At 50.0% G+C, this 23945-nt stretch carries 23 protein-coding genes and 8 other annotated features (1 of these 31 running past the window's edge); of the genes, 10 read left to right on the top strand and 13 right to left on the bottom strand.

Annotation, left to right across the window (positions count from 1 at the left end):
- Positions 1 to 2024, top strand: a sequence feature (Similar to Escherichia coli K12 phospho-beta-glucosidase B; cryptic gi: 2367270 (471 aa). BLAST with identity of 98% in 729 aa. This CDS has been disrupted by insertion. The sequence has been checked and is believed to be correct.) (it extends 164 nt beyond the left edge of the window).
- Positions 865 to 1632 (top strand) — a mobile genetic element. Its footprint overlaps the feature before it by 768 nt.
- The 5 genes from insA (SF3735) to yieK all read left to right on the top strand — a co-directional run bounded on the left by insA (SF3735) (position 920) and on the right by yieK (position 5635).
- Positions 920 to 1195 (top strand): insertion element IS1 protein InsA, encoded by a 276-nt coding sequence (insA, locus tag SF3735; RefSeq protein ID NP_709473.1) that lies wholly within the window; start codon positions 920 to 922, stop codon positions 1193 to 1195. (Overlaps the previous feature by 276 nt.)
- Entirely contained in the window at positions 1222 to 1617 is a 396-nt protein-coding gene (gene insB, locus SF3736; protein NP_709474.1) for an insertion element IS1 protein InsB, read from the top strand.
- 107 nt (positions 2025 to 2131) lie before the next feature.
- Positions 2132 to 3709 carry a receptor protein gene (gene yieC / locus SF3737; RefSeq protein NP_709475.2) on the top strand — a complete coding sequence of 526 codons (1578 nt, stop codon included), beginning with the start codon at positions 2132 to 2134 and terminating at the stop codon, positions 3707 to 3709.
- Between the two features lie 26 nt (positions 3710 to 3735).
- A complete protein-coding gene (gene yieL / locus SF3738) occupies positions 3736 to 4911 on the top strand; it encodes a xylanase (RefSeq protein NP_709476.2) in 1176 nt (391 codons plus the stop codon).
- Between the two features lies 1 nt (position 4912).
- Positions 4913 to 5635 carry a 6-phosphogluconolactonase gene (gene yieK, locus SF3739; RefSeq protein NP_709477.1) on the top strand — a complete coding sequence of 241 codons (723 nt, stop codon included), beginning with the start codon at positions 4913 to 4915 and terminating at the stop codon, positions 5633 to 5635.
- Positions 5636 to 5696: 61 nt separating this feature from the next.
- Positions 5697 to 8361 (bottom strand) — a sequence feature (Similar to Escherichia coli K12 conserved hypothetical protein gi: 1790153 (196 aa). BLAST with identity of 98% in 888 aa. This CDS has been disrupted by insertion. The sequence has been checked and is believed to be correct.).
- Positions 6256 to 7103, top strand: a mobile genetic element (partial). It overlaps the preceding feature by 848 nt.
- Positions 7096 to 8324: a mobile genetic element (partial), on the top strand. It overlaps the preceding feature by 8 nt.
- On the opposite strand, the gene SF3741 is transcribed toward yieK, so the two are convergent.
- From SF3741 to yieH, 4 genes are all read right to left on the bottom strand, one after another.
- Positions 7224 to 7571, bottom strand: coding sequence for an insertion sequence element ISSfl4 ORF2 (locus tag SF3741; RefSeq protein ID NP_709479.1), 348 nt, complete (start codon positions 7569 to 7571; stop codon positions 7224 to 7226). It overlaps the preceding feature by 348 nt.
- The gene (locus SF3742) at positions 7568 to 8242 is read right to left on the bottom strand and encodes an insertion sequence element ISSfl4 transposase (RefSeq protein NP_709480.1); all 675 of its coding nucleotides are present in this window, start codon (positions 8240 to 8242) and stop codon (positions 7568 to 7570) included. The genes SF3741 and SF3742 overlap by 4 nt, the downstream gene beginning before the upstream one ends.
- A gap of 48 nt (positions 8362 to 8409) precedes the next feature.
- Positions 8410 to 8883 carry a hypothetical protein gene (yieI, locus tag SF3744; RefSeq protein ID NP_709481.1) on the bottom strand — a complete coding sequence of 158 codons (474 nt, stop codon included), beginning with the start codon at positions 8881 to 8883 and terminating at the stop codon, positions 8410 to 8412.
- Positions 8884 to 8949: 66 nt separating this feature from the next.
- Entirely contained in the window at positions 8950 to 9606 is a 657-nt protein-coding gene (gene yieH, locus SF3745; RefSeq protein ID NP_709482.1) for a 6-phosphogluconate phosphatase, read from the bottom strand.
- Between the two features lie 164 nt (positions 9607 to 9770).
- Here yieH and yieG point away from each other — a divergent pair, with 164 nt between their 5' ends.
- On the top strand, positions 9771 to 11108 hold the full coding sequence (gene yieG, locus SF3746) for a membrane / transport protein (protein ID NP_709483.2): 1338 nt from the start codon (positions 9771 to 9773) through the stop codon (positions 11106 to 11108).
- 53 nt (positions 11109 to 11161) lie between these two features.
- Here the strand turns inward: yieG and yieF are convergent, their stop codons facing one another.
- Entirely contained in the window at positions 11162 to 11728 is a 567-nt protein-coding gene (yieF, locus tag SF3747) for a hypothetical protein (RefSeq protein NP_709484.1), read from the bottom strand.
- A gap of 21 nt (positions 11729 to 11749) precedes the next feature.
- The gene (gene yieE / locus SF3748) at positions 11750 to 12499 is read right to left on the bottom strand and encodes a hypothetical protein (RefSeq protein NP_709485.2); all 750 of its coding nucleotides are present in this window, start codon (positions 12497 to 12499) and stop codon (positions 11750 to 11752) included.
- A 156-nt stretch (positions 12500 to 12655) separates the two neighbouring features.
- Positions 12656 to 14882, bottom strand: a sequence feature (Similar to Escherichia coli K12 transcriptional regulator LYSR-type gi: 1790147 (320 aa). BLAST with identity of 97% in 742 aa. This CDS has been disrupted by insertion. The sequence has been checked and is believed to be correct.).
- Positions 12970 to 14233: a mobile genetic element, on the top strand. Its footprint overlaps the feature before it by 1264 nt.
- Here yieE and SF3749 point away from each other — a divergent pair.
- Together SF3749 and SF3750 are read left to right on the top strand one after the other, a co-directional pair.
- On the top strand, positions 13034 to 13336 hold the full coding sequence (locus SF3749; RefSeq protein NP_709486.1) for an insertion sequence element IS600 transposase: 303 nt from the start codon (positions 13034 to 13036) through the stop codon (positions 13334 to 13336). It overlaps the preceding feature by 303 nt.
- Complete coding sequence (locus SF3750) at positions 13372 to 14190, top strand: insertion sequence element IS600 protein (protein NP_709487.1); 819 nt, start codon at positions 13372 to 13374, stop codon at positions 14188 to 14190.
- Here the strand turns inward: SF3750 and yidY are convergent.
- From yidY to tnaL, 4 genes are all read right to left on the bottom strand, one after another.
- A complete protein-coding gene (gene yidY / locus SF3752; protein ID NP_709488.1) occupies positions 14857 to 16032 on the bottom strand; it encodes a multidrug efflux system protein MdtL in 1176 nt (391 codons plus the stop codon).
- A gap of 131 nt (positions 16033 to 16163) precedes the next feature.
- Complete coding sequence (tnaB, locus tag SF3753) at positions 16164 to 17411, bottom strand: tryptophan permease (RefSeq protein ID NP_709489.1); 1248 nt, start codon at positions 17409 to 17411, stop codon at positions 16164 to 16166.
- 90 nt (positions 17412 to 17501) lie between these two features.
- Positions 17502 to 18917, bottom strand: a complete 1416-nt coding sequence (gene tnaA, locus SF3754; RefSeq protein ID NP_709490.2) for a tryptophanase — start codon at positions 18915 to 18917, stop codon at positions 17502 to 17504.
- A gap of 220 nt (positions 18918 to 19137) precedes the next feature.
- Positions 19138 to 19212, bottom strand: coding sequence for a tryptophanase (tnaL, locus tag SF3755; RefSeq protein NP_709491.1), 75 nt, complete (start codon positions 19210 to 19212; stop codon positions 19138 to 19140).
- A 51-nt stretch (positions 19213 to 19263) separates the two neighbouring features.
- Positions 19264 to 20031, top strand: a mobile genetic element.
- On the opposite strand from tnaL, the gene insA (SF3756) reads away from it, so the two are divergent.
- Together insA (SF3756) and insB (SF3757) are read left to right on the top strand one after the other, a co-directional pair.
- The gene (gene insA, locus SF3756) at positions 19319 to 19594 is read left to right on the top strand and encodes an insertion element IS1 protein InsA (RefSeq protein NP_709492.1); all 276 of its coding nucleotides are present in this window, start codon (positions 19319 to 19321) and stop codon (positions 19592 to 19594) included. (Overlaps the previous feature by 276 nt.)
- The gene (insB, locus tag SF3757; RefSeq protein ID NP_709493.1) at positions 19621 to 20016 is read left to right on the top strand and encodes an insertion element IS1 protein InsB; all 396 of its coding nucleotides are present in this window, start codon (positions 19621 to 19623) and stop codon (positions 20014 to 20016) included. It lies within the feature at positions 19264 to 20031.
- A 199-nt stretch (positions 20032 to 20230) precedes the next feature.
- Here the strand turns inward: insB (SF3757) and trmE are convergent.
- From trmE to rnpA, 3 genes are all read right to left on the bottom strand, one after another.
- Positions 20231 to 21595 (bottom strand): tRNA modification GTPase TrmE, encoded by a 1365-nt coding sequence (trmE, locus tag SF3758; RefSeq protein NP_709494.1) that lies wholly within the window; start codon positions 21593 to 21595, stop codon positions 20231 to 20233.
- A gap of 105 nt (positions 21596 to 21700) precedes the next feature.
- On the bottom strand, positions 21701 to 23347 hold the full coding sequence (yidC, locus tag SF3759) for an insertase (protein ID NP_709495.2): 1647 nt from the start codon (positions 23345 to 23347) through the stop codon (positions 21701 to 21703).
- A gap of 223 nt (positions 23348 to 23570) precedes the next feature.
- Positions 23571 to 23930, bottom strand: a complete 360-nt coding sequence (gene rnpA, locus SF3760) for a ribonuclease P (protein NP_709496.1) — start codon at positions 23928 to 23930, stop codon at positions 23571 to 23573.
- Positions 23931 to 23945 lie beyond the last annotated feature (15 nt).

Genomic DNA, 23945 nt, shown 5'->3' on the forward strand with positions numbered 1-23945 from the left:
AGATGTCGCCATCGATTTTTATTACCGTTACCCGGAAGATATCGCGTTATTTGCCGAGATGGGCTTCACCTGTCTGCGTATTTCCATTGCCTGGGCGCGAATTTTCCCTCAGGGCGACGAAGCCGAACCGAATGAAGCGGGGTTAGCGTTTTACGATCGGCTGTTTGATGAAATGGCGCAGGCGGGGATCAAGCCGCTGGTAACGTTATCCCATTACGAAATGCTATATGGGCTGGTGAAAAACTACGGCGGTTGGGCTAATCGGGCGGTCATCGATCACTTCGAGCATTACGCCCGCACGGTCTTTACCCGCTACCAACATAAAGTAGCGTTATGGCTGACGTTTAATGAAATCAATATGTCGTTACACGCGCCATTCACGGGCGTGGGGCTGGCAGAAGAGAGTGGCGAGGCGGAAGTTTATCAGGCGATCCATCATCAACTGGTTGCCAGTGCGCGGGCAGTTAAAGCCTATCATAGCCTGATCCCCGAAGCGAAAATCGGCAATATGCTTCTCGGTGGGCTGGTTTACCCCCTCACCTGCCAGCCACAGGATATGTTGCAGGCCATGGAAGAGAACCGGCGCTGGATGTTCTTTGGTGATGTTCAGGCGCGTGGCCAATATCCCGGCTATATGCAGCGTTTCTTCCGCGACCACAATATCACCATTGAGATGACTGAAAGTGACGCAGAAGATTTAAAACATACTGTAGATTTCATCTCTTTTAGTTATTACATGACTGGTTGTGTTTCCCACGACGAAAGCATTAATAAAAATGCGCAGGGCAACATACTGAATATGATCCCCAATCCGCATCTGAAAAGTTCAGAGTGGGGGTGGCAAATTGATCCGGTTGGATTACGGGTAATGCTGCCAACTTACTGATTTAGTGTATGATGGTGATTTTAAGGTGCTTGCGTGGCTTCCATTTCCATCAGATGTCCTTCCTGCTCCGCTACTGAAGGCGTGGTGCGTAACGGCAAAAGCACTGCCGGACATCAGCGCTATCTCTGCTCTCATTGCCGTAAAACATGGCAACTACAGTTCACTTACACCGCCTCTCAGCCCGGTACGCACCAGAAAATCATTGATATGGCCATGAATGGCGTCGGATGTCGCGCCAGTGCACGCATTATGGGCGTTGGCCTCAACACGGTTTTACGTCACTTAAAAAACTCAGGCCGCAGTCGGTAACCTCGCGCATACAACCGGGCAGTGATGTGATTGTCTGCGCTGAAATGGACGAACATTGGGGCTACGTCGGTGCTAAATCACGTCAGCGCTGGCTGTTTTACGCGTATGACAGGATACGGAGGACGGTTGTGGCGCACGTCTTCGGGGAACGCACTCTGGCCACACTGGAGCGTCTTCTGAGCCTGCTGTCGGCCTTTGAGGTCGTGGTATGGATGACGGATGGCTGGCCGCTGTATGAATCACGCCTGAAGGGAAAGCTGCACGTTATCAGCAAGCGTTACACTCAGCGCATTGAGCGACATAATCTGAATCTGAGACAACATCTGGCAAGGCTGGTACGGAAGTCACTGTCGTTCTCAAAATCGGTGGAGCTGCATGACAAGGTCATCGGGCATTATCTGAACATAAAACACTATCAGTAAGTTGGAGTCATTACCGGATTACGGGTTCTGTTAAATACGCTTTGGGATCGTTATCAAAAACCGTTATTTATTGTCGAGAATGGATTAGGCGTAAAAGACAGCGTTGAAGCGGATGGTTCGATACAGGACGATTATCGAATTGCCTATTTAAACGATCACCTGGTACAGGTAAATGAAGCGATTGCCGATGGTGTGGATATTATGGGGTACACCAGTTGGGGGCCAATTGATTTAGTCAGTGCATCTCATTCACAAATGTCTAAGCGCTACGGCTTTATTTATGTGGATCGTGATGATAATGGCGAAGGAAGCCTCACAAGAACGCGTAAGAAAAGCTTCGGATGGTATGCAGAAGTGATCAAAACGCGGGGGCTGTCATTAAAAAAATAACCAATAAAGCACCTTAATTATCGTCGCATTCAGAACAGTCTGGATGCGATACGTTAATTCTTTCTTTGCACCATAAAGGGATATTATGTTTAGACAAAATCTTATTACCTCTGCCATCTTATTAATGGCACCGTTAGCCTTTTCTGCACAATCATTGGCTGAATCATTAACGGTGGAACAACGCCTTGAGTTATTAGAAAAAGCGTTAAGAGAAACGCAAAGCGAACTCAAAAAGTATAAAGATGAAGAGAAGAAAAAATATACGCCAGCGACGGTGAATCGTAGCGTAAGTACGAATGATCAAGGGTATGCCGCCAATCCGTTCCCGACCAGTAGTGCCGCAAAACCTGATGCTGTACTGGTCAAAAATGAAGAGAAAAATGCCAGTGAGACAGGCTCGATTTATTCTTCCATGACTCTGAAAGATTTCAGTAAGTTTGTGAAAGATGAAATTGGCTTTAGTTACAACGGCTATTACCGTTCTGGTTGGGGGACCGCCTCTCATGGTTCACCTAAATCATGGGCGATTGGTTCTCTGGGCCGCTTTGGTAACGAATACTCCGGCTGGTTTGATTTGCAGTTAAAACAACGTGTCTACAACGAAAACGGCAAACGGGTTGATGCCGTTGTGATGATAGATGGTAACGTTGGTCAGCAGTACTCTACCGGCTGGTTTGGCGATAATGCCGGTGGCGAGAACTTTATGCAGTTCTCCGATATGTACGTTACCACCAAAGGTTTCCTGCCCTTTGCGCCAGAGGCTGATTTCTGGGTGGGTAAACACGGTGCGCCGAAAATTGAAATCCAGATGCTGGACTGGAAAACGCAGCGTACTGATGCTGCAGCGGGTGTAGGTCTGGAAAACTGGAAAGTCGGTCCGGGTAAAATTGATATCGCGCTGGTTCGCGAAGATGTCGATGATTACGATCGCAGCCTGCAAAACAAACAGCAGATTAATACCCATACTATTGATTTACGCTATAAAGATATCCCGTTATGGGATAAAGCGACCTTAATGGTGAGTGGTCGTTATGTCACGGCAAACGAAAGCGCATCGGAAAAAGATAATCAGGATAATAACGGGTATTATGACTGGAAAGATACCTGGATGTTCGGCACATCTTTAACGCAGAAATTTGATAAAGGTGGCTTCAACGAATTCTCCTTCCTGGTTGCGAATAACTCTATCGCCAGGAACTTTGGCCGTTATGCTGGCGCAAGTCCATTTACCACCTTTAATGGTCGTTATTATGGTGATCACACCGGCGGAACAGCAGTTCGTCTGACCTCGCAGGGCGAAGCCTATATCGGCGATCATTTTATTGTGGCTAACGCGATTGTTTACTCCTTCGGTAACAATATTTATAGCTACGAAACAGGCGCACACTCTGATTTCGAATCTATTCGTGCGGTTGTTCGCCCGGCCTATATTTGGGACCAATATAACCAGACAGGTGTTGAACTGGGCTATTTCACCCAGCAAAACAAAGATGCGAATAGTAATAAATTTAATGAGTCTGGTTATAAAACCACGCTCTTCCATACCTTTAAAGTCAATACCAGTATGTTGACCTCGCGTCTGGAAATTCGTTTCTACGCCACGTATATCAAAGCCCTGGAAAACGAACTGGATGGCTTCACCTTCGAAGACAATAAAGACGCCCAGTTTGCTGTCGGTGCCCAGGCTGAAATCTGGTGGTAATGGAACTTAATGAAAGGAATATTACGATGAATATAAAAATTGCTGCTTTAACGCTGGCTATTGCCAGCGGTATTTCTGCTCAGTGGGCCATAGCAGCGGATATGCCAGCCAGCCCGGCACCCACTATCCCGGTGAAACAGTATGTGACTCAGGTCAATGCCGATAACAGCGTGACCTTTCGCTACTTTGCCCCTGGGGCAAAAAATGTCTCTGTAGTGGTGGGTGTTCCGGTTCCGGACAATATTCACCCGATGACCAAAGACGAAGCAGGAGTCTGGTCGTGGCGCACACCTATCCTGAAAGGCAACCTGTACGAGTATTTTTTCAATGTTGATGGTGTACGCAGCATTGATACAGGCACCGCAATGACTAAGCCTCAGCGCCAGGTTAACTCCAGTATGATTCTGGTGCCAGGCAGTTATCTGGATACGCGTTCTGTTGCGCATGGTGATTTGATCGCCATAACTTACCACTCCAACGCATTGCAATCTGAACGTCAGATGTATGTCTGGACCCCGCCAGGATACACCGGCATGGGCGAGCCTTTGCCAGTGCTCTATTTCTATCACGGTTTTGGTGATACCGGACGTTCCGCTATCGATCAGGGGCGTATCCCGCAAATCATGGATAACCTGCTGGCTGAAGGGAAAATTAAACCGATGCTGGTGGTGATCCCGGATACCGAAACCGATGCGAAGGGCATTATTCCCGAAGATTTCGTGCCTCAGGAAAGACGTAAAGTCTTTTATCCGCTGAATGCTAAAGCGGCAGATCGCGAACTGATGAACGATATTATCCCGCTGATTAGCAAGCGTTTTAGTGTCCGTAAAGATGCCGATGGTCGCGCGCTGGCAGGGCTTTCACAAGGCGGGTACCAGGCGCTGGTTTCCGGAATGAATCATCTGGAAAGCTTTGGCTGGCTGGCCACATTCAGTGGTGTTACCACGACAACCGTACCGGATGAAGGTGTCGCGGCCCGGCTGAACGATCCGGCAGCTATTAACCAGCAACTACGTAATTTTACTGTGGTCGTTGGTGATAAAGATGTCGTAACCGGCAAGGATATCGCCGGGCTGAAAACTGAGCTTGAGCAGAAAAAAATTAAGTTTGATTACCAGGAATATCCCGGCCTGAACCATGAAATGGATGTCTGGCGGCCTGCCTATGCAGCCTTCGTACAGAAATTTAAAATAAGGCATTAAGATGAAATTAATCATTACCGAAGATTACCAGGAAATGAGCCGTGTCGCGGCACACCATCTGCTTGGTTATATGTCGAAGACGCGTCGTGTTAACCTGGCAATTACCGCCGGTAGCACGCCCAAAGGCATGTATGAATACCTCACCACCCTGGTTAAAGGTAAGCCTTGGTACGATAACTGCTATTTCTATAATTTCGATGAAATTCCCTTTCGCGGCAAAGAGGGAGAAGGCGTAACGATTACCAATCTGCGTAATCTGTTTTTCACCCCTGCGGGGATCAAAGAAGAGAATATCCAGAAGCTCACTATTGATAACTACCGCGAGCATGATCAGAAACTGGCGCGTGAAGGCGGCCTGGATTTGGTGGTGCTGGGATTAGGTGCAGATGGTCATTTTTGTGGCAATTTGCCGAATACGACCCATTTCCATGAGCAAACCGTGGAGTTCCCGATCCAGGGAGAGATGGTTGATATTGTGGCGCATGGTGAGTTGGGCGGCGACTTTTCGTTAGTGCCTGACAGCTACGTGACGATGGGGCCGAAAAGCATCATGGCGGCGAAAAACTTGCTGATAATTGTCAGTGGCGCAGGTAAAGCGCAGGCACTGAAAAATGTGCTGCAAGGTCCGGTTACCGAAGATGTTCCAGCTTCCGTGTTGCAGCTGCATCCTTCGCTGATGGTAATCGCTGATAAAGCCGCTGCCGCAGAATTAGCGTTCGGTTAAGCTGAAGAAATAAGGCCGGATGTATGAATTACGCTCCGGCCTGTTCTCATTATTTAAATAACTACGAAAAATCACCCCACAGTCTCAGCTTGCCGCAGTGGAGACAGCGGAAGAGATAACCCTGACAATCACCACCCTTTTGCAGGCATTTAGCTAGATCAGAATTTCTAATACCGAAATTCTCACAATCTTCTTCAAGGTTGGCAAATTCATCGAGGCGATCTTTTATATCATTCCAGCCCACATAGCCGATAAAAGCACAGAAATCGCCACAATGCGCAAGCCAGAATTCCTGTTGCCATCCATGATAACCTGGCGTGCGTTCAACCAACTCTTTCAGCATTTCATCAGGATATGTGTTCTTAATACCGGCAAATTCGTCCTCTTCATCATACTCAAATTCAACACCTTCTATGCTGGCATCATCCTGAAAACTACCTGCAAACTTTTCTGCAGCAGAACCGTCCGCAATACACAACGGACAGAGATGTTCAACTTCATCAACGCAATAAAAGGGACCCGAGTAATAAACTGACGTCTGTTGTTCACAGCAATCGCACTCTACGGTTTTATCCTGTTCAAATGCGCCTGTTTCCAGTGGCTTGGGATGATATTTGAATGTAAGCGCCCCGAAAAGTACGTAGCGTAAGGATTATTTTACAGACGAGAAGTTCCAGGGCAGCAGTTCATGCACTTGGTTCGACGGCCAGTCATTGAGCTTCTCGATCACTTCGCGCAACCAGTCCTCCGGCTCCACTTCGTTCTGTTTGCAGGTGACCAGCAGACTGTAGATGATCGCCGCACTTTCTCCTCCCTTGTCTGAGCCGAAAAAGAGATAATTTTTTCTTCCAACCGCCACCGATCGTAACGCGTTTTCACCGATGTTGTTGTCTATTTCCACCCGGCCGTCACGACAGAACTCGTTCAGCGCATTCCAGTGATTCAGGATATAGTCGAACGCCTTCGCCATCTCCGCATGTTTCGACAGCGTTTTCCTCTGCAACTGTATCCAGTCGTACAACGACTGCATCAACTGGACGCTTCTGGCTTTTCTGACTGCAAGCCGTTCCTCTGCCGGACTGCCACGTATCTCCGCTTCTATGTCGTATAACTCTGCTATCCGTCTGAGCGCTTCCTGAGTCATTTCTGTCGGACGGCGCACATCCTCGTCATGGATTTTTCGGCGGGCGTGGGCCAGGCACCCGGCTTCCTTCACCCGGCCCGTTTCGTACAGTACGTTATAACCTGCATAGGCATCAGCCTGCAGTACGCCCTGATACTTTGCCAGGTGGAGCTGCGGATGTTCTCCTTTGCGATCTGCCGAATACGCGAACCAGACGGCTGCCGGCAGGGATGAACCCGCATTACGATCATCCCTGACGTATACCCACAGACGACCCGTTTTCGTCTTTCCGTTCCCCGGGGCCAGTACTTTCACCGGAGTGTCATCTGCGTGCACCTTTCCTGCTCATAGCCCGCGACCTGACAGGCATACTGTCGAAGCCGACTCTGTTGCTTACGCAACATGGCTTTAAGCAGCTCAATATCATCGGGGAGTTCATTGTTCATTCCCTTGTTTTATCACGGGTTATATCCGGATGCCAGGCCGTTCTGTCCGTTTGGGATGTTGCCACGCGATCCCCTCCAGTAGCATGGATAACTGAGCTGGCGTCAGGTGCACTTTCCCTTCCCGGGTCACCGGCCAGACGAAGCGGCCCCGTTCCAGGCGTTTGGCGAACAGGCATAACCCGTCACGATCGGCCCACAGTATTTTCACCATTTTGCCACTGCGGCCCCGGAAGACGAAGATATGCCCGGAGAACGGGTCATCTTTCAGCGTGTTCTGCACCTTCGAAGCTAGGCCATTGAAGCCACAACGCATATCTGTGATGCCAGCGATGATCCAGATTTTGGTACCGGTCGGCAGCGTTATCATCGGATACCCCCTTTCATTTCGCGGATTAGCGCCCGTAACAGTTCCGGAGTGAGAGGGTCAAACAGTTTTACCACACCTGATTTAAGATGCAGCTCGCACCGTGGGACGTTTCCGGGAGCCCCCTCAGGGCGCTCATCATGCTTGTTACGCCAGAAGGGATTTGTAACTGGTCTGGTCGGCTCCGGCGTATCAGTCAGTGCCACCGGGACAGGCATGCATTCCTGTATGTCATCATCGCTCAGTAAGCCGTCCTCGTACTGGCTTTTCCATTTAAACAGCAGGTTATCATTGATATCGTGTTCTCTGGCGATCCGGGCAACAACAGCCCCAGGCTGTAATGCCTGCTTAGCCAGACGGACCTTAAATTCACGGCTATAGCTGGTTCGCCGTTCTTTTCGCCATGAGCCTTCTCTGATTTGAGGCTCTGTTAATTCCTTCTTTCTGTTGGCATAAAGGATGGCGTCAAGTTGAGCGAATGAAACTGAATCGGGCAATGGCCATGCGATACCGGATGCAAGAAATCGCTGAAAAAGCGTATGTATTGTGGAATGACTGAGACCCAGACGCTGAGCGATGGCCCGGATGGTCAGTTTATCTTCAAATCTTAAACGCAGGGCATCAGGCAAATAAGAACGGAAGCAGGGAATATCTTTTGTTGTCTGGGAATTCATCGTTCGTGTCCATCAATATAGATGGGCGCGATTGTTGCCAGACAGGACAATTTTCACAAGACGTCGCTGATGGGGCGCTTACATTTGAATTGGGGTAACGGCCTGATATTTTGAGTCATAGTAACATCCTGTCTGCTTTTGAGTAGCCCAAAGATAAAGTATCCCGCTTAACTTAAAGAGTCTGTTTCAGGACATGAAATATCCAATCCGGGCAGACGGGTAATGATTCTGCTCATCACCACACCTGCCAGCAATGCAGGAATGATGCGGACAACGAGACTGTCACCAGAAAGAATGTTTTCAAACAACTCCGAGGAAGCCATGCCCTTAATATGTACAATAACTGCACAATAGATCTCGGTGATAACGACGCCACCTATGCCACCAGCCAGACAACGATAATTTTTCTGTGACCCGATCTTTTCCGGCAGACAGGCGACCATCACGCCGGTTAACAATGCAGGAATAGCTCCCGTAGTAATCGACAATAAGAGAAACAATGGAAGTACCTGTATTATTACCAAAAGAACCAGCGGTTCTTTTGCGAAGAATATGTAGAGGACAAGAAACAGAACACCAATTAACGGTCCTAAAACCGCAAAATAAAGTCCGTGATGTATTACCCGACGTGAAACAGACATATCAAACTCCCTTTACTTACCTTTGAGCGCCAATTTAAGCGGGGTAAGTGAAGGGAGTGTGAAGAACTATGCCGTAATATCCCAACCACGCGCTTTCCACAGTTCCGGTAACTGCGAAAGATGGGTAAAGGTGGTGACTTTCGGGTGAACGATCGGCTTATTGTGCGGGTCGGCGCAGAAGTAGAACACTTCCATACCTGCGTCGATACCAGATTGCGCACCGGCAACTGAGTCATCAACCAGAATGCAGTTTTCTACATTTACATTCATCGCTTTTGCCGCATGGAACATTAACGCCGGGTCTGGCTTCCAGCGCTGAATATCGTAGCCGCTGAACAGTTTATCCGGGAAGTAGTGCAACATATTCAGCTTGCCCATAGAATGCTGCATTTTGTTATTTGGGCCGTTAGATACCACACACATTGGCGCAGTGATCGCTGACAGGAGCGCTCCAGCCCCTTCGATGGCTGAATCGAACAGCCGAGCGACTTCTGCACGGTAAACGTGTTCAGCTTCTGTTTTCGCTAACGTAACACCATGTTCAAGGGAAACAATATCGATAATTTCGTACAGTTTTACACCTTTGAAACGTTTGAATACCTCTTCAGGATCGAGCGTAATACCAAATTCCTGAAACATCGTTACATATGCGCGGGAGCAAATGACTTCACTGTCGACCAGCGTACCGTCGCAGTCGAAAAATACCGCTTCTATCCGGGACATGCCTTTCCTTTTTAATCAGTTTAACGTTTTCGTAGAGCCGATTTGCGCAACGCAATCGTTGCCGTATAAGTAAATCCAATAAAAAAGTCTCTCACAAACGCGCCTATTGTCGCATTTTGGTATACGATAGCGACGGATTTTCCCTCCTTGTTCGGAAATAGATAATGAGTCATCAACATACCACCCAGACTTCTGGTCAGAGGATGCTGGAACGTGTTTTTAAACTGCGCGAACATGGTACTACGGCACGAACTGAAGTGATTGCCGGGTTCACCACCTTCCTGACGATGGTCTACATCGTATTTGTTAACCCACAAATTCTGGGCGTTGCTGGCATGGACACCAGTGCCGTCTTCGTAACAACCTGTCTGATTGCTGCTTTCGGTAGCATTATGATGGGATTGTTTGCAAACCTTCCGGTGGCGCTGGCTCCTGCGATGGGGCTTAACGCCTTTTTCGCTTTTGTGGTTGTCCAGGCAATGGGGCTGCCGTGGCAGATCGGTATGGGCGCAATCTTCTGGGGCGCTGTCGGACTGCTTCTTTTGACCATTTTCCGCGTTCGTTACTGGATGATTGCTAACATTCCGGTAAGTCTGCGTGTGGGTATTACCAGCGGTATCGGCCTGTTTATCGGCATGATGGGGCTGAAAAACGCAGGTGTGATTGTCGCTAACTCGGAAACGCTGGTGAGCATCGGTAATCTGACTTCTCACAGCGTACTTCTGGGTATCCTCGGCTTTTTCATCATTGCTATTCTGGCCTCGCGCAACATTCACGCAGCGGTGCTGGTTTCTATCGTGGTGACGACGCTGCTGGGCTGGATGCTGGGTGATGTGCACTACAATGGCATCGTTTCTGCGCCGCCGAGCGTAATGACAGTTGTGGGTCATGTAGATTTAGCCGGGTCGTTTAACCTCGGGCTGGCAGGGGTGATTTTCTCTTTCATGTTGGTCAACTTGTTTGACTCCTCCGGTACGCTGATTGGCGTGACCGATAAAGCAGGTCTGGCGGATGAGAAGGGGAAATTCCCGCGCATGAAGCAGGCGCTGTATGTCGACAGTATCTCTTCCGTGACCGGTTCGTTTATCGGTACTTCTTCCGTTACGGCTTATATTGAGTCCTCTTCCGGCGTATCGGTTGGCGGTCGTACCGGTCTGACGGCAGTGGTTGTTGGTCTGCTGTTCCTGCTGGTTATCTTTCTGTCGCCGCTGGCGGGAATGGTGCCAGACTACGCTGCAGCTGGCGCGTTGATCTACGTTGGCGTGTTGATGACCTCAAGTCTTGCTCGCGTGAACTGGCAGGATCTTACTGAATCTGTTCCGGCGTTTATTACCGCCGTGATGATGCCGTTCAGCTTTTCGATTACCGAAGGTATTGCGCTGGGCTTTATCTCCTACTGCGTGATGAAGATTGGTACCGGGCGTCTGCGTGACCTTAGCCCGTGCGTAATCATCGTTGCGCTGCTGTTTATCCTGAAGATTGTATTTATCGACGCTCATTAAAATCGATAGCGCATTAAAAACCCGCCATGCATGATTACTGGCGGGTTTTTTATTTAGATCTTAACTCGCTGAATAAACTCACCAAATGCGGTCAATTGCCCGGTCAGGTGGTCCAGCGTACCCTGATCAATCACTTCTCCGGTTTGCGGATCAACTTTGTTCTGAATCACGCCGCCCATAAATTCCGGCTTGTTCATCACCATTGCATCGAGGAAAACCAGAATCTGGCGCAGGTGATACTGACAGCGCGCGCCGCCAATCACGCCCATTGAGCTGGTCTGAATCAACACCGGTTTACCGGCCAGCGGTTGATCCGGCAGGCGGGAAAGCCAGTCGATGGCATTTTTCAGCCCACCCGGTACCGAGTAGTTATATTCCGGCGTGACGATCACCACACCGTCAGCCTGACGGATCTGTTCCGCCAGAGCTTCAACCGTTGCTGGAAAACCTTCTTCCTGCTGTACGTCAGCGTCATACAGGGGAATGTCGGCAATGGAAGGTAACGCATTGACTTCCATGCTCGCCGGAGCAATTTTCGGCAGGGTACGTGCAACCATGCCATTAAATGAGCCTTTGCGCAGGCTCCCCAGTAACGTAACCACCTGCAATTTTTCAGACATAATGACTCCTGTGGTTGTCTATCAATTTGGCGAAAAAGACTTCACGGTAGAGAGCTGGGCAAAACGCATCATCCGGCTGGTAGGATTGTTGGCGCGGCTGTGAATATCCGGCAGGCTTTTCCAGCTGTGTTTGCCATCTAACTCCCAGACACTGAGCTTTTCAATCGCGGGCGTGACCGCCACGGACCACACCAGCACGTCCTCCGCGTCGCATAACGCTTCTACATGATTTACATGAGCACATTTCAGGCGTCCGGCAATGGGCAGCAGCTGCAGATCGCGCGGATCGTCATTCAAAACATCACCGGTTAGTTTTAGCACGCTTCGGCGCAGCGTAATGAGCTGCGCCCGCGCTTCGTTAGGATCGTTTTGTTTACTGATCCATAGCGATTCATTGCTGGAAAAGGTGTGGTTATCGGGCGCGTGTGGGCTATGAAACCCGCGCGTCGCACGCTGTAGTTCCATATCGAGGCCACATTCACCTTCGGTTGTTAACGCCACGCCAACCATATTCCCGGCATAGGAAATAGAAAACGAAGGCAAATTTTTATCACTGAAAACCGGTTTACCTTTCGGCAGGGTGACGATTTCCGGCAATTCGCCAATGCCATACAGCATGAACATCAGTTCTGCGAGTAAACCTCTGGACGCCAGAAAACGGCTTTGACGATGAGGGGGAATGTTTCGGGCTTCTTGATGACACTGGGAGGGGAGACGAACAGAAATCAGATGTCCTTCCGTTAAAATCCCTCGGGCAAAGTGAGTCGCCATTTTTCGCTCCATGCTTAATGGTCCATTATGAATACAAGAGTAATCATTTACTGGAATGATGGACAGACTAAAGCGGCTAAAAGTTCGATTCAGACAAGCTTATTACAACTTTTTTACATTTTATTGTGAAATTGGGTCGCGTTTCATACGATTCGGTTATGCCATCGACGCGTAAAGGTTTTTAATGGTTTCCCGTAACCAGACGATCTTCGGATTATGGCTGTTCCGTTTATGCCACAGCAGGGTAAAAGGAACTTCCAGCTTTTTTTGCTGGCTTTCGTCAAACGGGAGAGGAAGAGCAACCAACGGCAGTTGATGGAGTTGATTGTAGTACTGACAGTAGCGCGGCGCGGTCGCCAGTAGCAGATTGTCGGGTTGCGCTGCCATAAACAGTGACTGCTCGAATTCCGGCAGGCTCATAGCAATCGTGCGTTCGCGCCCCAGCTCCTGTAACACATTGTCCAGTGCCCTGAGGTAGCCTGAGTTTAACGGACACTCCTTCCTGAAATAGAATGGCATCAGAAGGAGCTAATAATGAGCAGAAAAACCCAACGTTACTCTAAAGAGTTCAAAGCCGAAGCTGTCAGAACGGTTCTTGAAAATCAACTTTCGATCAGTGAAGGCGCTTCCCGATTATCTCTTCCTGAAGGCACTTTAGGACAATGGGTTACCGCCGCCAGAAAAGGGCTCGGTACTCCTGGTTCCCGCACGCTGGCTGAACTGGAATCTGAAATTCTGCAACTGCGTAAGGCGTTAAATGAAGCTCGCCTTGAGCGAGATATATTAAAAAAAGCAACAGCGTATTTTGCACAGGAGTCGCTGAAAAATACGCGTTAATCGAACAATGGCGACAACAATTTCCCATTGAAGCGATGTGTCAGGTATTTGGTGTATCCAGGAGCGGTTATTACAACTGGGTACAGCATGAACCCTCAGACAGAAAACAAAGTGATGAGCGGCTAAAACCGGAGATTAAGGTGGCACATATCCGCACTCGCGAAACATATGGAACCCGGCGGCTCCAGACGGAGCTGGCAGAGAATGGCATCATCGTTGGTCGTGACCGACTGGCACGTCTTCGTAAGGAGCTGAGGCTACGCTGTAAGCAGAAACGCAAGTTCAGAGCGACTACGAACCCGAACCACAATCTGCCAGTTGCGCCAAATCTGCTGAACCAGACGTTCGCTCCTACAGCACCAAATCAGGTCTGGGTGGCGGACCTGACGTATGTTGCCACACAGGAGGGATGGTTGTACCTCGCTGGCATCAAAGATGTTTATACGTGTGAAATTGTCGGCTACGCCATGGGAGAGCGCATGACAAAAGAGCTGACAGGTAAAGCCCTGTTTATGGCGCTCAGGAGCCAGCGCCCACCTGCCGGGCTAATCCACCACTCTGATCGAGGTTCACAGTACTGCGCATACGATTACCGGGTCATACAGGAGCAGTCTGGTCTGCAAACATCAATGTCGCGTAAAGGTAACTGTTACGACAACGCTCCGATGGAAAGCTTATGGGGAACGCTGAAAAATGAGAGCCTGAGCCACTATCGTTTTAATAACCGGGATGAAGCCATCTTAGTAATACGGGAATACATTGAGATTTTCTACAATCGTCAGCGTCGTCACTCTCGTCTGGGGAATATCTCCCCGGCAGCCTTCAGGGAAAAATATCATCAGATGACTGCTTAAAAAAAGAACAAATGGTAGTGTCCGCTATTGCCAGTACACCTCACCCAGGTGTCGCTCTGTTCCCAGCAAATGCTGATATGCGGATAACGTAAAAAGGTGTCCAGATTCCACGTTTCATGCAGTGCCGGATGATCTTTGCGTAACCAGACGCAGGGTACATCACTAAACAGCACTTCATAATCAATGGCTAACGGTAGCGAGCTTAACAGCTCCCGCGAGCGAGGATGGCTTTCGCGACCGGAAAAACCAATATCCACTTCACCACGAGTAATGGCATCTAAGGAATCGTAATCCCAGTTACGTAGTTTGATGGTCGCCTGCGGGTAACGTTGGTAGATCCGTTTCGACAGCGCATTAAGCATGATCATCATCAGCGGCGATTCCGCCGCCAACTCAAACTTCAGGCCGCGCGGTGTCTGGTGGTGCGGTTTATCCAGCAGCAGATTGCTCATTTGCATCCATTCCGCCAGATTTTGCTCCATGCTGACCATTAGCTGTGTGGGCGACAGCCCCAGCGGTGAGTTCACAAAGAGCGGGTCGTCAAACCACGCTCTTAACTTTGCCAGCGACTTACTCACCGCTGAAGGGGTCACGTTCATCCGCTTCGCCGCTTTGGTCACGCTGCGCTCCTGCATCAGCAGTTGCAGACAGAGCAGCAGATTGAGATCAAGCGTGGTGATGGATTTCTTCATGAGCGGCAACGGGGCGTCCAGGCGCGACGAACATAATCAGCAACAGGCTCACTATGCTACAGGCAATCAGAATCCCGATCAGCATATTCCATGCGCCGATACCAACCACCGCGGCCAGCCAAATCCACAGTGACGAACCGCAAACCTGCGCAATACCTAAGGTCGAGCTGGCTACGCCCGCGCGTAATGAAAATGGTCCTAACGCCTGACTCATCGCTACGCCAAAACCTACCGAGAAACCGGCGCAAATCAGCGTGATACCAAACAGAGAAACCGCATGGGAAGGTGAAACGGCAAGGGTGATCCCCGCCGCAAGGAATAACACCTGCGAGGTGATCATCAACGTACGTGGCTTAAAAATTCCCAGCGCAAATGGCGTCGAGAATGAAAAGGTCATGCTGACGCCAGCGGTCAGCGCCATAATGGTGGCGTATTCTCCGCGCTCAAACCCCATGATTTCCATCAGCAATACCGGCGATGTATTGACGAAAGTGAGGATCACCGAAACGCTGAGGGTGGTGATAACAACACGGCTGAGGAAAAAACGATTAAGCAGCGACTCGCTATTTTCTCGTGGTTTGTCCGAAGCAGCGGGGGACGCTGGGCGCGTTTCTTTTAAAATAAACAAAGACAACATCAGTACCGCGATGCCCATCATTGCCATCGCCCAGAACAGACTCTGCCACGGGAATTTAAGCATAATCAGATGTCCGAGCACTGGCGCTAACACCGGAATGATGCAGGTAATACCGTTGAGTAATGACAGCACTTTAGCCCGACGTCGATCATCCAGCGTGTCGCGCAAAATGGCGAACGCCACCACGTAACAACAGCCTGCGCCCAACCCCTGTAGAAATCGGCCTGCAAGAAATAACGTGCTGGTTTCAGCCAGTGAACAGAACACCGAGGCAATAATAAATAGCGCCGCGCCGGGTATGGCGACCGGCTTTCTCCCTGAACGATCGGCCACTTTACCGGCAAATAGCATCGCAGCTGCCATCCCCGCCAGATATACGGAGAACGCAATATGCAACTGCGCTTCGCTGGCATTGAGATCGGCGGCGATGCGCGGTAAACCAACGAGGTACATATCAATCCCGGCGGGATAAAGTAAAACCAGGGCAAAACTACAAATCAAAAAGCGGGACATGGGCTAAAGCGTCCTGATAGTAAGGTGACGCAAAGCATACGTGGTGAAGGAGGATAAGGCGAGTTGCCATTTGGACATAAGTGATTTCCTGAGAGGCAAGAAGCCAGCGAATGGCTGGCTTCTTGAAGGATTTAGCCAAATTTAGGTAACACGTTAAAGACGTTGCCGAACCAGCACAAAATCACGGTTATACCAAAGAGAATGACAATCGCCGGAATAAGATTGCCGCCCCAGACCGTGAACATCTGATTGGGAAACTTCTTGCGAGCTTTGATTGCAAGCACTGCGGGAATAATGACCGCCCAGATGGTGGCGCACAGCCCGGCACCGCCGATCCCGTAAATAAAGCCGTTCGGGAAGATCAGATACAACAACGCAGGTGGCAGGAAGGTTAACAGCACGGTTTTGAAACGCCCGCCGTGGGAGTTATCAATCTTAAACAGGTCCGCCAGATAATCGAACAACCCCAGCGTGACACCAAAGAACGAACTGGCAACAGCTAAGTTAGAGAACACCAGCAGGCAAAACTCGATAATGCCGTGCTGTTTGGTGCCGAGGAACGATTTCACCAGCGAATCAATGTTGCCGCCTGAGGAGATTATCGCCTTAAAGCTTTCGCGCGGAATATTCCCCATCGTGCAATAGAGCCAGAAGAGATAAATCACCAGCGCCAGCAGCGAACCAAATACCACGCTTTTGATTAACTTATCTTTGCGTTTGCCATAGCAAATAATCAGGCTGGGAATATTGCCGTGGAAACCAAATGACGCCAGACACACCGGCAAAGCCATAAAGATATACGGGAAGTAAGACGTTCCCGCAGTGGTGCTGGTGGCATCGCGCAGGATGGAGTAATCGACCTGGAAGAAGAAAGAACCAAACACGATCACAAAGGAGATAATCTTCAGCCCGAGGAACAATGAGGTAATGCGACTGGCGGCTAACGAACTTATCCACAATACGCTGGCAACGAAAATGGCTGTGCAGATCCCGACAATACGTGGATTAGCGTGATAGCCCAAATTCATTGATATCGTTTCACTAATGATCGCACCATTAGCAGAGATATAGGCATAAGTGAGGATATAGAGAACGAAGGCAACGGTAATACCGCTGATAATGTTCCAGGTGTTACCTATTAAATCTTTGGTGATGGTGTTAAAACTGGAGCCGACAGGATAATTTAAATTTGCTTCTAATAACAATAACCCGGAATGAAGCATTGAAAACCAGGCAATGATAAGGATAAAGGCACCCCAGAAAAACCAGGCACCGGCAAGATCAACAGGTAAAGCAAACATACCTCCACCAATTACTGTACCTGCTATAACCATAACACCCCAAAATGCAGAGTTCTTTTTTTCAGCTTGATCAGTCATGATGCCACCTTTAGAGGAAGGCTATTTTTGTTATTGAGGATGTAGGGTAAGAGAGTGGCTAACATCCTTATAGCCACTCTGTAGTATTAATTAAACTTCTTTCAGTTTTGCGGTGAAGTGACGCAATACTTTTGGTTCGTAGGTAAAGGTTAATCCTTTAATATTCGCCGCGTTCTCTTTTACATGTTTAAAGGCTTCAATAATGAAGTCCATATGTGTTTGAGTATATGTTGCGCGCGGAATGGTTAAACGCAGCAGTTCAGCCGGGCATGGCAGTTGTTTACCGGTTTTCGGATCGCGGCCTAACAGGAAAGAGCCAATTTCTACCGCACGGATACCGGCGACTTTATACAGCTCGCACGCCAGCGCCTGTGCCGGGAACTGGTCTGCCGGGATATGCGGCAGCAGTTTACCGGCATCAACGAATGCCGCGTGACCGCCCGCCTGCTGGCAGACAACGCCAATCTCTTCCAGACCATCGACCAGATACTGTACCTGCGCGATACGATAAGCCAGCCAGTCGAGATTCATGCCGTCATACAGACCTACCGCCAGACGCTCCATCGCGCCGCCTTCCAGGCCGCCATATGTCGGGAAGCCTTCCTGCACCACGCAAAGGGTTCTGCACTCGGTGTACACATCAAAGAAGCTGTCGTCTTTCATGCACAGCAAGCCGCCCATCGGCACCATCGCATCTTTCTTGGCGGACATCGCCAGCATATCGGCATATTTGTAGGTTTCGCGGGTGATCTGCTCGATGGTCCAGTCTTTGTATTCTGCTTCACGCTGCTTGATGAAATAGGCGTTTTCAGCAAAGCGTGCGGAGTCCATTACCACCGGAATATCGTATTTCTTCGCGATGCTGTACATCGCTTTTAAGTTTGCCAGTGAAACCGGCTGACCACCTGCAGAGTTACTGGTGATGGTTGCAACGATATACGGCACGTTATTCGGGCCAACTTCTTCAATACCGCGTTCTAATCCTTCGAGGTCAAAGTTGCCTTTAAAGTCGTAACGCACGCCCGTATCGAAGGCTTCTTTGATATAGACGTTACGCACGGTACAGCCGTTAATCTGGCTATGGCCCTGCGTGGTATCAAAGAAATAGTTAGAGAATGCCACCATTTTGCTGCGATCCAGGCCTTTTTCCTGCTCGCGTTTTTTAATCAGTACCGGAATATAGATTTGCTCTGCGCCACGGCCCTGGTGAGTCGGAATAGTATATTGATAACCAAAGATATTTTTCACTGACTCGGCTAACGCATAGTAGCTGCGGCTGCCGCTGTAGGCTTCGTCGCCGCGCATCATCGCTGCCTGCATACTTTGGGTTACCGCCCCGGTGCCGCTGTCGGTCAGTAAATCGATAAACACATCTTCGCTATCCAGCAGGAACGGGTTCATACCGGATTTAATAATTGCTTCTTCACGATAAGCGCGAGTAGTACGTTTTACTGGCTCAATAACACGAATGCGGAACGGTTCAGGGAGATGTTTAAAGTTTTCCATTACATAATCCTTCATTTATTTTAATTACAGTGATCCCTGTGAATATTACATCTGCAATATCCATTAATTCACCATGTATATATACAAGCACCATCATTTACTAAAATAAGTAAATAAACGAGAGATGGCCTTTGCAAAAGGCAAAATTAAGATATAGCAAACTAATCGATCACATTGAATCTAATCGGTTTGGCTCTGGTGATGGCTACAGAAGGGTAAATTAAGGGCGGTGATCGACAATCTTATTGTCGATATTGAACCATTTTGAGGTCACACATACATGTAAGATATTCATAATGCACTTATCCTCGAAAGACACGCCGCTACATTATTACACTCAGAATTTGGTAATGCTGCCAACTTACTGATTTAGTGTATGATGGTGATTTTAAGGTGCTTGCGTGGCTTCCATTTCCATCAGATGTCCTTCCTGCTCCGCTACTGAAGGCGTGGTGCGTAACGGCAAAAGCACTGCCGGACATCAGCGCTATCTCTGCTCTCATTGCCGTAAAACATGGCAACTACAGTTCACTTACACCGCCTCTCAGCCCGGTACGCACCAGAAAATCATTGATATGGCCATGAATGGCGTCGGATGTCGCGCCAGTGCACGCATTATGGGCGTTGGCCTCAACACGGTTTTACGTCACTTAAAAAACTCAGGCCGCAGTCGGTAACCTCGCGCATACAACCGGGCAGTGATGTGATTGTCTGCGCTGAAATGGACGAACATTGGGGCTACGTCGGTGCTAAATCACGTCAGCGCTGGCTGTTTTACGCGTATGACAGGATACGGAGGACGGTTGTGGCGCACGTCTTCGGGGAACGCACTCTGGCCACACTGGAGCGTCTTCTGAGCCTGCTGTCGGCCTTTGAGGTCGTGGTATGGATGACGGATGGCTGGCCGCTGTATGAATCACGCCTGAAGGGAAAGCTGCACGTTATCAGCAAGCGTTACACTCAGCGCATTGAGCGACATAATCTGAAGCTGAGACAACATCTGGCAAGGCTGGGACGGAAGTCACTGTCGTTCTCAAAATCGGTGGAGCTGCATGACAAGGTCATCGGGCATTATCTGAACATAAAACACTATCAGTAAGTTGGAGTCATTACCAAGAAATTTTTGTCTATTCTGAAATTGTTTAAATGTGAATCGAATCACAATCGTTCGGGGAGCAGTATTAAATGCTTTTTTTAAAGATTATAAATTACGTAAGAATTTTAATGTTTAAAAAAGGGTTGAGGCATAACAGGAGTGCTAACAATGAAGCGAAGCCGCATCTGACAGTCAGAATACGGCTTCGTAAGCGCGGTTACTTACCAATACAGAAGCTGGAGAAAATCCGCCCCAGCAGGTCGTCTGAAGTAAATTCCCCGGTGATTTCGCTTAAGTTCTGCTGTGCCAGGCGCAACTCTTCCGCCAGCAGTTCACCTGCCCAGGCTCCCAACAGTTGCGCTTTACCTTGCTGCAAATGCTCCGCTGCCTGTTCCAGCGCCTGTAAGTGGCGACGGCGCGCCAGGAAGCCGCCTTCCATATTGGTGTCAAAGCCCATGCTCTGTTTGAGATGGTTACGCAGCACGTCCACGCCTTCACCAGTCCTTGCCGAGAGACGAATTAACGCGTGACCGTTCACTTCACTCATTCCCAGCGTTTCGCCGGTGATATCGGCTTTATTGCGTACCACGGTGATCGGCAGTTTCGCGGGCAGACGGGCGATAAATTCCGGCCAGATCTCTGCCGGATCAACGGCGTCTGTCGTGGTGCCATCGACCATAAACAGCACGCGGTCGGCCTGTTCAATTTCCTGCCACGCGCGCTCGATACCAATACGTTCCACTTCGTCACTGGCCTCACGTAGCCCGGCAGTGTCGATGATATGCAGCGGCATTCCGTCAATGTGGATATGCTCACGCAGCACGTCACGCGTGGTTCCGGCGATATCGGTTACGATTGCCGCTTCACGGCCCGCCAGCGCGTTTAACAGGCTCGATTTACCGGCATTAGGACGTCCGGCAATCACTACTTTCATCCCTTCGCGCAACAAACTACCCTGACGTGCTTCAGCACGCACTGCATCGAGATCGGCCATCACGTCATTAAGCTGGGCTTCAATTTTGCCGTCGGAGAGGAAATCGATCTCTTCATCAGGGAAATCAATTGCCGCTTCGACGTAAATGCGCAAGTGGGTGAGGGCTTCTACCAGATGATTAACCCGTGCGGAGAATGCGCCTTGCAGCGAGTTAAGTGCCGAACGGGCCGCCTGTTCCGAACTGGCGTCGATAAGATCGGCAATCGCCTCGGCCTGGGCTAAGTCAAGTTTATCGTTAAGAAACGCGCGTTCGGAAAACTCACCAGGGCGAGCAATCCGCAGGCCGGGAATGGTCAGAATGCGTTTTAACAGCAGGTCGAGGATCACCGGACCGCCATGACCTTGCAGTTCCAGCACATCTTCGCCGGTGAACGAGTTCGGGCCAGGGAACCATAGCGCAATCCCCTGATCGAGCACGCTGCCGTCGGCGTCTTTAAACGGAAGATAATCGGCGTAGCGCGGCTTAGGCAGTTTACCCAGCACGGTTTCGGCAACTTCACGGGCTTTGAAGCCGGAGATGCGCAGGATGCCAACGCCGCCACGTCCCGGAGGCGTGGCCTGGGCTACGATAGTGTCATTATCGCTCATGATGTTCCTGTTGCTTTGTGTGGCGGATGCGCGGTGCTTATCCGCCCTACGAAAAGAAAAAAGGCGGTCAACTGACCGCCCTTATTTTAGCGAAAACTCACCGAATCAGGATTTTTTCTTCTCGCGGCTATGCAGGCCACGTTTTTCCAGACCACGGTAAATCAGCTGCTGCTGAATAATGGTTACCAGGTTGCTGACGATATAGTACAGTACCAGACCTGACGGGAACCACAGGAAGAACACGGTGAAGATGACCGGCATAAAGGTCATGATCTTCTGCTGCATCGGGTCGGTCACAGTGGTCGGCGACATCTTCTGAATGAAGAACATCGTTACGCCCATCAGGATCGGCAGGATGTAGTACGGGTCCTGTGCCGACAGGTCGTGGATCCACAGTGCAAACGGTGCCTGACGCAGTTCAACGGAACCCATCAGCATGTAGTACAACGCCAGGAAGATTGGCATCTGGATCAGCAGCGGGAAGCAGCCGCCCAGCGGGTTAACCTTCTCAGCTTTGTACAGCGCCATCATTTCCTGACTGATACGCTGTTTGTCATCGCCCAGACGCTCACGCATTGCCTGAATCTTCGGCTGCAGCATACGCATCTTCGCCATGGAGGTGTACTGCGCTTTGGTCAGCGGGTACATGATGCCACGAACGATAAAGGTGATGATGATAATGGAGAAGCCCCAGTTACCCACAAAGCTATGGATCCATTTCAGCAGTTTGAACAGCGGCTGAGAGATGAACCACAACCAACCGTAATCAACGGTCAGATCCAGGTGCGGAGCAACAGCTGCCATTTTGTCCTGGATTTCCGGGCCAACCCACAGGGTGCTGTTCATCGCGCCAGTCTGACCAGGCTGAACCAGTACCGGCTGAGATTTATAGCCGATAGCGACGATGCCGTTACCCAGATTAGCGGTATAGAAGTTGTTGGTACCGTCGTTATGCGGGATCCACGCCGTCGCGAAATACTGTTGCAGCATCGCCACCCAACCACCTTTCGAAGAGATGTTCAGGTTTTCGTTATCGGCAATGGTATCGAACTTGTATTTCTCATACTTCTCGTCAGGCGTGGAGTACGCCGCGCCACGGAAGGTGTGCAGTGCGAAGTTGCTGCTTCCGGTATCGAGATGCGGTGGCAGAGTGATGGATTGCTTCAACTGACCAAACGAGGAGATTTCCAGCGGTTTCTCGCCAGCGTTCTGCACGTTGTAGTTGACGTTGACAGCGTAATCACCACGTTTCAGGACAAACGTTTTGGTAAACGTGTTGCCTGCCGCGTCGGTATACGTCATCGGCACCTGCAGTTCGTTTTGACCTTCAGCCAGCACATAAGCGTCTTTTTCAACGTTATACAGCGGACGCGGGCCGTTAGCCGGGTTATCCGGGCCATCACGACCGGTCAGACCGCTCTGTGCCTGATAAATAAACTGCGGTGAAGTTTCCAACAGCTGGAACGGCTGGGTAGAGTTCAGCTCTTTCGGGTAAGCAGGCAGCAGAGCTTGCTCAACATCACCACCACGGGTGTTGATGGTCAGATCAAGCACGTCGGTCTTAACCGAGATCAGTTTCCCCTGGCCACTGGCCGGTACGCCCTGGTCGGCGGCGCTACCCGCTGCGGTGGTCGTTGTCTGCGTGGTCTGTTGGGCCTGAGGTTGCGGGTTTTTATCCTGCTCCCAGGCTTGCCAGATCATGAAAGACACGAACAGCAAAGCGATGACTAAAAGATTGCGTTGCGAATCCATCGTTAGTGTTCTCTGGTATCAAATGGTCCGGGCGGGACGGGGGGGTGACCACCAGGGTGTAAAGGGTGGCATTTTAATACGCGTTTCACCGTCAACCAACTGCCTTTTATCACTCCAAACCTGCGCAATGCCTCAATTCCGTAGCTTGAACAGGTTGGAGTGAAACGACAATGCGGCCCGAGTAGCGGACTAATCAGGCGTTGATAGACCCGAATGAGGGCTATCAGGACCCGCGAGCCAGGCGACAGTGGCGGCGCCATAATTTTTCCAACGCTTCCGAGAGAGCACGGTTATCGAGGTCGGCAACCCCTTTTTTCGCCACCACCACGAAATCCATAGCCGGGAGTTCATGTTGGCGCAGACGGAAGCTTTCACGCGTCAGGCGTTTAATCCGATTGCGTTCATGGGCGCGTCGAACGTTTTTCTTGGCGACTGTAAGACCGATACGGGGATGCCCCAGCGAATTCAGGCGGCCGAGAATGGTAATTTGCGGCGTGCCAGCCCGTTGTGGCTGCTGGAAGACGAATGTGAATTGACTGGGAGTTAACAAGCGTAACTCCCTGGGAAATGCGAGCTTAACCACTCAGGGGTTAGCTTT

It is taken from the genome of Shigella flexneri 2a str. 301, assembly GCF_000006925.2.
In the GTDB taxonomy this organism is placed as follows: domain Bacteria; phylum Pseudomonadota; class Gammaproteobacteria; order Enterobacterales; family Enterobacteriaceae; genus ECMA0423.